Source organism: Flavobacterium aerium (assembly GCF_030766725.1).
GTDB lineage: Bacteria > Bacteroidota > Bacteroidia > Flavobacteriales > Flavobacteriaceae > Flavobacterium > Flavobacterium aerium.
In genome coordinates, this window is record NZ_JARQWR010000006.1 from 106,426 (window position 1) to 120,308 (window position 13,883).

A 13,883-nucleotide genomic window follows, 5' to 3' on the forward strand; every position below is an offset into this window, starting at 1 on the left:
AGATGGTGAAATAATGTCCTAAAAGTACAAATTTTAGTGTATTTTATCTATGGTGTGATGTGTTAAAATAACGGAACTTTGTATCAAAATAAGAACATTATGTCACGTCTAGTTAGTATTGCCAAAGGAAAGTGTCCACATTGTGAAAAAGGAGATATATTTATTAGCAATGGGAACCCATTTTTATTTAGAATGCCAAAGATGAAAAGTAACTGTGAAGTTTGCGGGCATTCATTTCATAAAGAACCTGGTTACTTCTTCGGAGCCATGTATGTAAGTTATGCACTTGCAGTGGCCGAGATGATTGGATTATTTATTATTGCACAATTCTTTGTGTCCAGTTATATCACAATTTTGATGATGATTATGGCTGTAGCGTTGATTCTTTCTACGATTAACTTTAAGTATGCCCGAATTATTTGGATGTATATTTTTGAGAAGAAAGCAGAGAGTCCCCAATCAACGACTATACACCCAAAATAATTAAAGGTTTATTTTGTCATAGTCTCATTTAGAAAGAGAAGCAAGTGTTGCCAAGATCTTTTTGCAGCTACCTCATTGTAGGCAGCTCCTTTAGAATTGTCATTCCCAGCTTCTTTTTCTGTAAAAGCATGTACAGCATTTGCATAATAAATCATTTGCCAATCGGCTTTATTATCTCTCATTTCTTGTTGGAAAGCAAGTATTTCTTTTTCTGATACAAACGGATCATCTGCACCATGACATATCAGAACTTTAGGGTTGATCATTTCTATTGCCCGGGTTGCCTCTTTACCAAGTCCACCATGAAACGAAACAATACCTTTGAAAGGGAAATTTGCGCGAGCTGCTTCTATGGCTCCTGTCCCTCCAAAGCAGTAACCAATCACTACAAGATTATCTGCATTAGCTCCCATCTTAATTAATTCTTTACGTGCTAAGTCGATACGGTTCAAATATGATTTATAATCTTTTTTGTATTTCCCTGCTATTGCGCCAGCTTCTGTAGCGTCTTTCGGGTAATTTCCTTCTCCGTAGATGTCAGCAATAAATGCATGATATCCTAATTTAGATAAAGCTTCAGCAGCCTCTTTGGTATTATTATCAATTCCTTTCCATGCAGGTAAAATTAAAATTCCTGGATTTTTGGAATTAGCATTTTTAGGAGTGACAGAGATACCATTTAGTTTGGTAGTTCCATCGTTGTAACGAATTGGCTTAAGTTGTGCATTCATAAGTTGTGGTATGAAAAAGCAAGTTAACAGTAGGAGTGTATATCTTTTCATCAGATTCCATTTAATGGTTGATATACAAATATAAAAAGATGAAAACGTTAAAAATCATTTTTTAAGAACTATTTCATACAATAGAGTCTTGATACATAACGTTCTATAAATAGGTGTTTAGAACTAAAGCATCCCATTAATATTAATAAACGTGATATAAAAGAATATTCTTGTAATCGATGAGATTAACTCATAAATTTGAAATTCTTATTTATATAGATTCTTTTAAAAAGTATGATCAAGCAAGTTATTTACTATCTAGTTATTGTGTTCGCCTTTATCAGTGTTGGGCAGATTATTTACATACTGATGTTACCCAAAAATAAATTTCTACAGGGTTATATTATTGGTGAATTGATTGTACTGGTATGTTGTATTATCGCAATATACTTTTTGAGAAAAGATATTAAAAAGACCAAATAGTTATTCTCGATCTTCTAAAATTTTAATCATTTTAAATGATTTTAATAAATGAAATAATCCAGGAAGAATAACAAATCCACCAATCAATAAGGAAATTCCAAGTACATTAATAACTGACTCGGGTGCGATGCCATCAAAAATATTCAGTTTTTCATTTTCTGTAATAATAATGTTAGGGAAATGAGCCCCAATCGCAGCTACGATAATTAAGATTACCTGAATTCCTGCCAAAGCTCTACACCAAATCATTCTTCCTTTAAGTATTGATTGTCTCAAAGGAATCAATAATACTCCAGATAGGATTACGGATATAATAGCATATTTATTGACTATGAAATCTTGTACAAAACGATTACCGCTGTAGTATCCGATGGCAAGTGTGATGAATCCAATAATTACAACTACAATAATTGCAATGGCTGCTTTACGCATATAGAACTTCTTATTTTCTTCTGCGGCTTCACCAATCAATAAAGTTGCAGCAAGGAAGGCACACAATGCAGCATAAAAGAATCCTACAAAAATAGGAAAAGGCTGTAGCCAAGAATCGATAAATATTTCTTTGAATCCCGAATGGGTATAATCATCTGTGATTGTAATATTTCCACCAATTAAAGCACCAAAAGTCATTCCAAGAAATACAGGTGTTACTAAACTGGCCAGTTCAAACATCTTATCGTATAGTACCTGAGATTTATCTTTTACAGCATCGTAATGTCTAAATACAAAAGCAACTCCACGAAGTGTAATGCCTAATAATATCAGGGTAAGTGGTATATGTAAATAAATAACAAGAACATTGTAGTAGGCGGGAAATGCAATCCAAAGGATTACAACAAGAATGATAATCCAAATATGATTGGCTTCCCAAATAGGGCCAATAGCACCATAAGTTGTTTTCTTGGCAATTATTCTATTTTGTTTGGATGAAAATAATTCAATGATACCTGCACCGAAATCTGCTCCACCTAATATAACATAAAGGAAGAATGAAAAAGCAGCGAAAAATAAAACGACATACAACATAGTTTTAGTTTTTAGGGTTATTAAGTGCTTTAATTTGTCGACTCATTAACCATGTTACAGCTATAGTGAGAATAGTATATAATACAATATAAAGGTACAAACTGTATTCAATTCCTGGCATAGGGGTAACGGCATCTTTTGTACGCATTACTTTATGGATAATCCAAGGCTGTCGTCCCACTTCGGTTACAATCCATCCTGCTTCTAATGCGATGAATCCCATAGGAGCTAATAGGGTATAGAATAACCAATATTTACGATTGTTAAACCAACTTTTCTTTTTAAGACTAATGAAATAAATAAGTCCGGCAAACATCAATAATGTTCCAATACCAACCATGATTTGGAAGGCATAATGTACAATTGCTACAGGAGGTCTTTCATCTTCTGGGAAATCATTCAATCCTTTTACTTCGGCATTAAAGTCACCAAAGGCTAAGAAAGATAATGCATTGGGTATTTCAACTTTATAACTAATTTCTTGTGTTTTTTCATTGACAATACCACCAATAAATAATGGGGCTCCTTTTTCAGTATTGTAGTGGGCTTCTAGTGCAGCAAGTTTTACAGGTTGACGAACCGCAATATCTTTTGCCGAAAGGTCACCACTTATGGGTTGTAATATCGCTGCAATAGCACCAAAAGCAATAGCGATTTTGAAAGCTTTAGTATGAAGGATTACATTTCTTTTTTTATAGATTTGATAAGCATGAATTCCTGCTACTGCAAAACTGGTAGCGACGAAGGCTGCTAATGCCATATGAAGTGCCTGTGTGAACCAAGCTGGATTTAGAAAGGCTTTGACGGGATCAATATTTGTAAACTGTCCGTTAATGTAATCAAACCCAGAAGGAGCATTCATCCAACTATTGGCCGCAACTACTAATATTCCAGAAGCTACTCCAGAAACACCAATGATAACACCAGTGAACCAATGGAACCGTTCGGGTAATTTATTCCATCCATACAAATAAAATCCGATGGCTATGGCTTCAACAAAAAATGCAGCACCTTCTAAAGAGAACGGCATTCCTATAATTGGACCGGCATGTTTCATGAATTCTGGCCAAAGTAATCCCAGTTCGAAGGATAGGGCAGTACCTGATACAGCACCAGTTACAAAGAAAATTGCAACTCCTTTTTGCCATGATTTAGTAAGGGTGAGATAAACCGGATTTCTGGTTTTTAGCCATTTATAATGTGAAATAACCATGAAAAAGGGCATTACCATACCGATGCAAGCAAATACGATATGAAAAATAAGTGTAAAGGCCATTTGTAGTCTTGCAGCATCTAAATTTTCCATTGTAGTGGGTTTAAAATTAACCAGTACAAAGATAACTTATATACTTGACTTAGCCCTGTAATAGTGGGGACTTATTTTAAAAACGACACGTTTTTTTGTAAGAAAATAAACGGAATACCCATAGATTGAGTACAGGGAAACTATTTGTTTTTTTTACTTTCCCAGGCTTGGTATCCACCTTTTATATTGTAAACCTTTTTGAAGCCTAAGCTGGTCATTACTTTGGCTGCTTTACCTCCTCGTACACCACTTTTGCAAAACACATAAACAGGTTTGTTTTTGTCTAAAGCAACAATGTTTTTATTGAAATCTTCGGATAAGTAATCAATGTTTTGAGCATTGTTTATGGTTCCTTCCTGGTATTCTTCTGGAGTGCGAACATCAACCAGTTGTAGAGATTCTTTCTGTGCTTTTCGCTCTAATTTTTTTGGAGATATATTTTTTACAATTCCTTTTTCTTGTGCTGCACAGGTAAATAGTGATCCAAAGACAATTAGGAAATAAAGTATATTTTTCATGAATGTTAGATTTTGTTATTTTGTAAGTTCAATAAATAAGATGTAAAGTCCCATTAATAGGACAAACCATCCGAATCCCTTTTTTAGTTTCTTACCATCAATAAAATTGCATAAGTACATCCCAATAAAGATTCCAATTATGGCAATTCCAGTGAAGGTGATTAGAAATTTCCAATCGATGATTAATGTTTGTAAATCTCCTGAAAAACCAACTAACGAATTTATAGCAATGATTAAAAGGGAAGTAGCCATTGCTTTTTTGACGGGTAATTTAGCGAGTAAGATTAATGCTGGAATGATTAGAAAACCACCGCCAGCGCCAACTAATCCTGAAATTAGACCAACAAAAACACCTTGACCAATTAATAGTGTATAGTTTTGTTCCACTATTGAATCTTCCAGAACTTCTTCTGTCTTATTTCGAATCATTGCCATGGCTGAAAAAAACATTATAAATGCAAAAAAGATCATGATTCCCATATCTTTTGATACATGGATGTTGCCTATAGAAAAAAGTTCTTCTGGAATCAAGTGAATTAAATAACGACGGGTAATATAAACCGTTGTCACGGCCGGAATGGCAAATATTAAGGCCGTTTTATAGTCAATCCTTTTTTTCTGAATATTTCGAAGCGCTCCTATTAAAGACGAAGAGCCTACCACAAAAAGTGAATAGGCGCTTGCTATAACGGGTGTAATATTGAACATGTAAACTAAAATGGGAACCGTTAAAATTGATCCACCGCTGCCTACAAGTCCCAAAACAATTCCAACTACTAAAGCTAAACTATATCCAAATATGTGAATCAAACTCATAATATTATTTAGCTATGCGATTTAGTTGAAAATTTTGTGATTACGTTGTTTTTATAATGTAGATGGACAAACGAATTTAGTAAGTTCAATATTTGTATTTCGAATTCCGCTAATTCCTTTTTCTACATTGATTAGGTTGTGATATCCTCTGGCTTTTAATATTGAAGCCATAATTATAGAGCGATATCCACCAGCACAATGCAAGTAAAAATCATCTTCTGTAGGCACATCTTTTAGTCGATCGTTTACAAAGTCAAGTGGAATATTCAAGGCATTTTCTACATGTTCGGCATTAAATTCACCTGGTTTTCTAGCATCAACTACGATACCTTCTTTTTGACTCATTTCGGCAGCAAATTGCTCTGGAGAAATAGATTGTATACTATCAATTTCAAAACCTGCATTTTCCCATGCTTCCATTCCATCTTTTAAGTAACCCAATGTTTGATCAAAACCTACTCTTGATAAACGAGTAATAGTTTCTTCTTCTTTGCCTGCTGGAATTACAAGTAATAGAGGTTGTTTTACATCCATAATTAAAGCACCTACCCATGGAGCAAAATTTCCATTGATTCCAATGAAAATAGAGCCTGGAATATGACTTTTTATAAAATCACTTTCTGCACGTACATCTAATATAATAGCTTCACTATCTTTTGCAATTGCTTTAAATTCGGCTGGATTTAAAGGTGTTTTTCCTTTCGACATAATGGTATCTAGGCTTTCGTATCCTTCGATATTCATCATTACATTTTGAGGGAAATAGGCCGGGGGAGCCCCTAATCCATCCAGTAATTCTGAGATGAATTCTTCACGCGTCATATCCGCACGAAGAGCATAATTTGTTTTCTTTTGATTTCCTAAAGTATCTGTAGTTTCCTTACTCATGTTTTTACCACAAGCACTTCCTGCACCATGACTAGGATATACAATCAATTCATCTTGCAATGGCATTATTTTATTACGCAATGAATCGAATAAATAAGAAGCTAGTTTTTCTTGTGTTAAGTCAGATACTAGTTTTTGTGCTAAATCAGGACGACCTACGTCGCCTATGAATAATGTATCTCCAGTAATGATTCCTTGTTGTTTTCCATTCTCATCAATAAGAAGGTAACAAGTGCTCTCTAGTGTATGTCCTGGGGTATGAATTGCTTTAATAGTGTAGTTTCCAACTTTGAATTCTTGGTTGTCTTCTGCAATAAGGGCTTCAAAACTTGGCTTAGCTGTAGGGCCATATATAATGGTACTTCCAGTTTTTTTCGCTAAATCAAGATGACCGGAAACAAAATCGGCATGAAAATGAGTCTCAAAAATATATTTGATTTTAGCATTGTCTTTTTGTGCTCTATTAATGTAAGGTTGTACTTCTCTTAACGGATCAAAGATTGCTGCTTCACCATTGCTTTCTAAATAATAGGCTGCTTGTGCGATACAACCAGTATAAATTTGTTCTATTTTCATTGTTCAAAAGATTAATATTACAAAAATACGAAGAATTTATTTTTATTACCGATTGAATGATGATTAATAAGACCTGAATTTTTTATTATGTACGTTAAAAAAAAGTGAAACGATACTTTAAGGGAGGATAATAGAGATAAAAAAAAGCCTTCAAATTTAAATTTGAAGGCTTTAAAATTTTTTGCTTTTGAATTAAATCAAAGGCTTAGTTTTATTTATGATAATTTCTTGTCTAAGTTCTCTTGGATTGCATTTAAGAAACCTTGAGTAGTCAAGTAATCGTCTTTTGTTAATTTATCACCGTGGATCAAAATAGCTAAATCTTTAGTCATTTTTCCGCTTTCTACAGTGTCAATACAAACTTGCTCTAATTTCTCACAGAAATCGATCAAAGGTTGATTGTTGTCCAATTTACCTCTGTGCATTAAACCTCTTGTCCAAGCAAAGATAGATGCAATTGGGTTTGTAGAAGTTTCTCTACCTTTTTGGTGCTCTCTGAAGTGACGTGTTACAGTACCGTGTGCAGCCTCAGCTTCAACAGTTTTTCCGTCTGGTGTTACTAATACAGAAGTCATTAATCCTAAAGAACCAAATCCTTGTGCAACAGTATCTGATTGAACATCACCATCATAGTTTTTACAAGCCCAAACGAATCCACCGCTCCATTTCATAGCCGAAGCTACCATGTCGTCAATTAATCTGTGTTCGTAAGTAATTCCAGCTGCTTCAAAATCAGCTTTGAATTCTTTTTGGTATACTTCTTCGAAAATATCTTTGAAACGACCATCGTAAGCTTTTAAGATAGTGTTTTTTGTAGATAAGTATAAAGGCCATTTTTTAGTTAAAGCCATTTGGAAAGAAGAACGAGCAAAACCGAAGATAGATTCGTCAGTATTGTACATGCTCATTGCTACACCGTCACCTTTGAAGTCATATACTTCCCAAGATTGAGTTTCGCCAGCTTCGTTTGTGAAGCTCATTGTTAAAGTTCCTTTACCTTTGATTACTGTATCAGTAGCTTTGTACTGATCTCCAAAAGCGTGACGTCCAATAACGATTGGTTTAGTCCAACCTTGTACGTAACGTGGTACATTACTCATGATAATAGGTTCACGGAAAACAGTTCCTCCTACAATGTTACGGATTGTACCATTTGGAGATTTCCACATTTTTTTCAAATCAAACTCTGTTACACGCTCTTCATCAGGTGTAATAGTAGCACATTTGATTCCTACATTATATTTTTTGATTGCTTCTGCAGCGTCGATAGTAACTTGATCACTAGTTTCATCTCTGTGTTCGATACCTAAGTCGTAGTATTTGATATCTAATTCGAGGTAAGGAAGAATTAATTTGTCTTTGATAAATTTCCAAATAATTCGCGTCATTTCATCACCATCCAATTCTACTACTGGATTGGCTACTTTAATTTTTGCCATAATATTGAAATATTTTTATAAGTAAGTTAAAATATATTTACGCAAAGATAAGAAAATCAATGCGGAATAATATTACTCTCTTTCATACTTTTATCGTTAAAATTAAATTATGAAATTAACAAAATATGGTGTTAAAAATAAGAATATGATAATATGAAGGGTTAGTTTTTGTCAAAAAAAAAGTCCCGAAATATTTCGGGACTTTCTTATAAGAAGAAAATAGATTATCTTCTGCTTTCTTTAATCTTAGCTTTTTTACCTGTAAGTTCTCTGAAGTAAAATATACGAGCTCTACGTACTTTACCTTTTTTGTTGATTTCAACTTTTTGCAAAGCTGGTAAATTAACAGGAAAGATACGCTCAACACCTACAGTACCAGACATTTTACGGATAGTAAAAGTTTCTGTGTTACCAGAACCTCTTTTTTGAATAACTACACCTTTAAAGAACTGAGTACGTGTTTTTTCACCCTCTTTAATTTCATAGTACACAGTGATTGTATCACCTGCACTGAAATTAGGAAAATCTTTTCTTGTAACAAACTCGTCTTGAACGAATTTCATTAAATCTGCCATGATTTTTTATTTAAAATGGTTGTTTTTTAGAGCAACATGTACGTTTTTCGCTAGAGGTTGGTCTAAATTTGGGTGCAAATATAATTATTATTTTTGAGTTACAAAGTTTTAAAAGATAAATTTAGCCACTCAATTCTATATTATGGCTTGTAAATTGTTGATTTACTATGTTTTGCGTGTAATTATAGATCTAATAAGTCTGGTCTTCTGTTTTTTGTATGTTCATAAGCCATGTCTTCCCTCCATTTTTCAATTTTAGCAAAATGACCACTTAACAGTACATCAGGAACTTTCCATCCGTTGTATTCAGCAGGACGGGTATAGATTGGTGGAGATAATAGATTGTCTTGAAAAGAATCGGTTAAGGCAGAAGTTTCATCACTTAAAACGCCAGGAATTAAACGAATAATAGCGTCTGATAATACAGCAGCGCCCAATTCTCCTCCTGATAAGACATAATCACCAATTGAAATTTCTTTAGTAATGAAATGGTCTCTTACACGCTGATCGACTCCTTTATAATGACCACATAGAATAATGATGTTTTCTAGCATTGACATACTATTAGCCATACCTTGATTTAGTGTTTCTCCATCAGGAGTCATGTATATAATTTCGTCATACTCACGTTGACTCTTTAGGGCTGTAATACATGCATCTATGGGTTGTACCATCATTACCATTCCAGCACCACCACCAAATTGATAGTCATCTACACTTTTTTGTTTATTTGTAGTGTAATCTCTTAGATTATGAAGATGGACTTCAACAATCCCTTTATCAATTGCACGTTTCAATATAGAAGCTTCAAAAGGGCTTTTTAATAATTCGGGTAATACGGTAATAATATCAATGCGCATAACTATCTTTTTAAAGCTGCAAAGGTAGTCTAAAATATAGAATTTGTTAACGATCTATTTTTTCCAATTCATATGCTTTTTTCAATACTTTTCGGCCTCCTTTAATATCGCGAATAGGAGGGCTAACATTATAGAGTATAATATCTTTTTTATTATCAGCATATTTCCATCCATATAATAATGTACGTGGAAAGAAATAGATGGCATTCATTTTGGCATCGGTATCAATCATTTCTGCACCATCGCCAGAATAGGGAAGTTCATAAAAATTATAGGGTTTAAAGTTTTCAATACCACCCTCTTTATTAAACTTAATTATTTTTCCTTCAGCTTCTTTAGGAAAAGTAATTTTATAGGATCCTACAAGTACTGCCTGATTTAGCTTTTGATTAAAATTAGAGGACTTTACCTTGATGAATTTAGAATTAGTAGCAACAGTAGTGTAAAGACTATCTTTTGATATAAATGTACTGTCTGTAGTAGCTTTAAGAATGAGGTCATTGATTTTACCATCATTTTGAAAAGCATCTTTTATAGTGTAAATGTTTTTATTTCGGGTGTAAGGTAGTTTATAGGTTTCATAACCGTTTTCTATTTCTACGCTATCTTTTATGAATGTAATTGAAGTACAATATTGAGGGATATAGTTTAGAGGAGAATTTTTTACTTGATCCAAAAAAGATTGATTCACAAAACGACCCTCTAATTGAATGGAACTATTGTTTCTTTTCTGGCAAGAAAAGAATACTACTAGTCCAGTAATAATTAAAAGAGATAATTTTTTTAAATTTTTCATGAGGAGCGTTTTAATTAATGAGAAGTTGTTTTTGAGAATACATTGATAATAATTACACCAGATATGATTAATAATAAACCAATAACTGCGGGTAAGTCCGGGATTTCTTTATAAATAAAAATTCCAGCAATGGTAATCAATACTATTCCTACACCAGACCATATTGCATAAGCTATTCCAATGGGTATACTTTTTAAAGTAAGACTTAAAAAATAGAAAGCGGCTACATAACCAATTAAAACAATAATTGTTGGAATGAGTTTTGTGAACTGATCGGATGCTTTTAAGGCAGATGTGGCTACTGTCTCAAATAGAATCGCGATGAATAGAAATATGAACTTCTTCATTTTAGGTTTTTTGTTACTATACTAGGATAGCACTGATTTAGTGCAATACAATAATGCTAAAGAATTCATTTTCACTTTGGTAAGGAGTGAAATGTTCTATAGAGGTCTATTTTGGGGTTATTATTAGTTTTATCCTACATTCATCAAAAGATATGCCAATAAAGAATTTAATTTTTTTAATTATATAAAAACAGTTATTATTCAGAATTTCAATAGGATAGCATGGATCGCGTGAGTAATATTTAATAGATATGAGAATATAGTAAAAGGATGATTGCTTTTTTATAAATACAGGGGTAGCATTGAAATATTTTAGATTTAAATAAGTAAGAATACATGGTAAAAACGAACATTAGAATTAGCTTTGCAGGAATTTTAGAAACTTCTAGAAAAAGCACTTCCAATTATTTTCATTAAGATGTTTGCTAGAGGGCAATAATCTATACTGTTTTTCATGGAATCTAAAATTAATTGTAATATAGAATTGAATATTTTTTTGCTTTATGAGTTTATCTAAATCGAATGTAGCTTTCATGGCTATATGTACTGGTCTAATCGTGGCTAATTTGTATTATTGTCAACCTTTGATTATACTAATTTCAAATGAGTTTCAGATTCCTGAAGATCAGGCCGGAACAATAACATACCTTACTCAGGCAGGTTATGCAATAGGAATGTTTTTTATGGTGCCACTAGGCGATAAAGTAGAGCGTAAAAAACAAATACAATTTACGACACTAGCTGCTGTATTGGCTTTGATTTTGGCGGCTATGGCAAAAGATTTTATTGTTTTGCAAATCGCTTCATTTTTATTAGGAGCCTCCTCTATAGTACCTCAATTAATTTTGCCCTTGGCGGCTACTTTAGCGGCACCAGAACAAAGAGGAAAGGTAATTGGGACTGTAATGAGTGGTTTGTTAATTGGTATTTTAGTTTCTAGAACAGTTAGTGGATTTATAGGAGTATGGCTCGGTTGGAGAGGAATGTTTTGGATTGCATCTGGAATTTGTCTTTTAATCTTCTTTATTGTTCAGAAAAGAATTCCTGTCAATAAACCAGACTTCAAAGGATCTTATCTAGAGTTACTACGATCGCTTTTCTCCTTAATAAAGGAACAGCCCATTTTAAGAGAAGCAACAGTAATCAATATGCTTTGTTTTGCACAATTTGGGGCTTTCTGGACTACTATGGTTTTATTACTATCCTCTACACCATTTAATTATGATAGTGCAATGATTGGTTTATTTGGAATTGTTGGAGCTTCTGGAGCACTAGCAGCACCATTAGTTGGTAAACTAGGAGATAAAGGAAATCCAAGACTAGTGATAGGTTATGGATGCGTTCTATTACTAATTAGCTTTATAGTTTTTTACTTCTCATCAACGAGTGTTATTGGGATATTATTAGGGATAGTTTTCATCGATGTAGGATTGCAATCCGTTCACGTGTCAAATCAAACAAGAGTATATGCAATATTACCAGAAGCTCGAAATAGGATGAATACAATATTCATGTCTTTTAGTTTTATGGGAACAGCTGCAGGATCCGCTTTAGGCTTATGGCTTTGGGAGTTTGGGAAATGGCATGCAGTATCTATTGGAGGAGGAGTTTTGTCCTTATTAGCATTGGGAGTATATGCTCTTACTTATAAGAAAAAATAATACTTTAGAAAGAGATCTTTTGAAGTATACTTTTTTAGGCTTATAAAATATTTTATCTTTACAACATATTTATTAAAAAATTCAACAAATGGAAAACGGAATTTACGCTAAATTTAATACAACAAAAGGAGTTATTTTGGTGAAATTAACTCACGATAAAACTCCAGGGACAGTTGGTAACTTTGTAGGTTTGGCTGAAGGAAATCTAGAGAATAATGCAAAGCCACAAGGGAAACCTTATTATGATGGATTAAAATTTCACAGAGTAATTCCTGATTTTATGATCCAAGGTGGTTGCCCACAAGGAACAGGAACAGGTGGACCTGGATATCAATTTGACGATGAGTTTCATCCAAGTTTAAAACACAGCGGACCAGGTGTATTGTCTATGGCAAATTCAGGACCAGGATCAAACGGAAGTCAATTTTTTATTACACATATCGCTACAGATTGGTTAGATAACAAACATACTGTTTTTGGAAATGTAGTAGAAGGTCAGGACATTGTTGATGCAATTGCTCAAGGAGATTTGATTGATTCTCTTGAAATTGTAAGAGTAGGAGAAGAGGCAGAAAAATGGAATGCAATTGAAGCTTTCAGAACATTTGAAGGTTCAAGAGAAAAGCGTCTTTCAGAAGCAAAAAAAGAAGCAGCAGCAGCAATTGAGAAATTAGCAGCAGGTTTTGATGCTACAGAAAGCGGTTTACGTTATAAAATGATTCAAAAAGGAAGTGGTGTTAAAGCAGAGAAAGGTAAAACAGTTTCTGTACACTATACAGGTCAGTTGGAAGACGGAACTGTTTTTGACTCATCATACAAAAGAAAACAACCTATTGAATTTCCATTAGGAAAAGGAAATGTAATTGAAGGATGGGACGAAGGTATTGCTTTACTACAAGTAGGGGATAAAGCTCGTTTTGTAATTCCATCTCATTTAGGATATGGTTCTAGAGGAGCTGGAGGAGTTATACCACCAGATGCAACTCTAATTTTCGATGTAGAGTTGATGGCTGTAAAATAATAGTTACGATCATATGATATTAAAAAGCACCCTATATAGGGTGCTTTTTTTGTATCTAATTAATAATGAATGAATTAAAATGGGTTTTAAAGCAAGATAATTCTGTTAAAATGAGAATTAAGACTAGATTTTAAGTAGGATTAATTGGATAATGAGTATCATGAATTCACTGAATTGCAAAAATAAAGAGAATGAGATGTTTTACTTATAGCAAGTGTGGTTGTTGGGCATCATGTGATTATTGTTTTGTTTTTTTTAAATAAAATTGTATTAATATTCGCGTTTCGTGATTAAAAAAAAAATAAGTCCATAAAATTTTAAGAAATATTCTGTATCTTGGACTCATCATTATGTAACTATTAACCA

14 protein-coding genes are annotated in these 13,883 nt (G+C 33.4%); 3 read left to right on the forward strand and 11 right to left on the reverse strand.

Translation table 11 applies throughout. From position 1 onward, the window contains the following. Nucleotides 1-99 precede the first annotated feature (99 nt). On the forward strand, nt 100-483 hold the full coding sequence (locus tag P6733_RS09705; RefSeq protein ID WP_306352664.1) for a DUF983 domain-containing protein: 384 nt from the start codon (nt 100-102) through the stop codon (nt 481-483). 8 nt (nt 484-491) lie between these two features. On the opposite strand, the gene P6733_RS09710 is transcribed toward P6733_RS09705, so the two are convergent. The 11 genes from P6733_RS09710 to P6733_RS09760 all read right to left on the reverse strand — a co-directional run bounded on the left by P6733_RS09710 (nt 492) and on the right by P6733_RS09760 (nt 10,835). Next, nucleotides 492-1,265 (reverse strand): dienelactone hydrolase family protein, encoded by a 774-nt coding sequence (locus tag P6733_RS09710; protein WP_372339299.1) that lies wholly within the window; start codon nt 1,263-1,265, stop codon nt 492-494. Between the two features lie 423 nt (nt 1,266-1,688). Beyond that, nucleotides 1,689-2,714, reverse strand: coding sequence for a cytochrome d ubiquinol oxidase subunit II (locus P6733_RS09715; protein ID WP_306352666.1), 1,026 nt, complete (start codon nt 2,712-2,714; stop codon nt 1,689-1,691). Between the two features lie 4 nt (nt 2,715-2,718). After that, a complete protein-coding gene (locus P6733_RS09720) occupies nt 2,719-4,020 on the reverse strand; it encodes a cytochrome ubiquinol oxidase subunit I (RefSeq protein ID WP_306352667.1) in 1,302 nt (433 codons plus the stop codon). A 140-nt stretch (nt 4,021-4,160) separates the two neighbouring features. After that, nucleotides 4,161-4,538, reverse strand: a complete 378-nt coding sequence (locus tag P6733_RS09725) for a rhodanese-like domain-containing protein (protein ID WP_306352668.1) — start codon at nt 4,536-4,538, stop codon at nt 4,161-4,163. Nucleotides 4,539-4,553: 15 nt separating this feature from the next. Further along, complete coding sequence (locus P6733_RS09730) at nt 4,554-5,354, reverse strand: sulfite exporter TauE/SafE family protein (protein WP_306352669.1); 801 nt, start codon at nt 5,352-5,354, stop codon at nt 4,554-4,556. 51 nt (nt 5,355-5,405) lie between these two features. Then, entirely contained in the window at nt 5,406-6,818 is a 1,413-nt protein-coding gene (locus P6733_RS09735) for an MBL fold metallo-hydrolase (RefSeq protein WP_306352670.1), read from the reverse strand. Nucleotides 6,819-7,033: 215 nt separating this feature from the next. Beyond that, nucleotides 7,034-8,257, reverse strand: coding sequence for an NADP-dependent isocitrate dehydrogenase (locus tag P6733_RS09740; protein WP_306352671.1), 1,224 nt, complete (start codon nt 8,255-8,257; stop codon nt 7,034-7,036). Between the two features lie 224 nt (nt 8,258-8,481). Next, a complete protein-coding gene (gene rplS, locus P6733_RS09745; RefSeq protein WP_306352672.1) occupies nt 8,482-8,832 on the reverse strand; it encodes a 50S ribosomal protein L19 in 351 nt (116 codons plus the stop codon). A gap of 182 nt (nt 8,833-9,014) precedes the next feature. Further along, nucleotides 9,015-9,692 (reverse strand): tRNA (guanosine(37)-N1)-methyltransferase TrmD, encoded by a 678-nt coding sequence (trmD, locus tag P6733_RS09750; protein ID WP_306352673.1) that lies wholly within the window; start codon nt 9,690-9,692, stop codon nt 9,015-9,017. A gap of 46 nt (nt 9,693-9,738) precedes the next feature. Then, nucleotides 9,739-10,488, reverse strand: coding sequence for a hypothetical protein (locus tag P6733_RS09755; protein WP_306352674.1), 750 nt, complete (start codon nt 10,486-10,488; stop codon nt 9,739-9,741). Between the two features lie 14 nt (nt 10,489-10,502). Beyond that, on the reverse strand, nt 10,503-10,835 hold the full coding sequence (locus tag P6733_RS09760) for a DMT family transporter (RefSeq protein WP_306352675.1): 333 nt from the start codon (nt 10,833-10,835) through the stop codon (nt 10,503-10,505). Between the two features lie 503 nt (nt 10,836-11,338). On the opposite strand from P6733_RS09760, the gene P6733_RS09765 reads away from it, so the two are divergent. Both P6733_RS09765 and P6733_RS09770 read left to right on the forward strand, forming a co-directional pair. Then, entirely contained in the window at nt 11,339-12,496 is a 1,158-nt protein-coding gene (locus tag P6733_RS09765; RefSeq protein WP_306352676.1) for an MFS transporter, read from the forward strand. 88 nt (nt 12,497-12,584) lie between these two features. Then, nucleotides 12,585-13,517, forward strand: coding sequence for a peptidylprolyl isomerase (locus tag P6733_RS09770; protein WP_306352677.1), 933 nt, complete (start codon nt 12,585-12,587; stop codon nt 13,515-13,517). Nucleotides 13,518-13,883 lie beyond the last annotated feature (366 nt).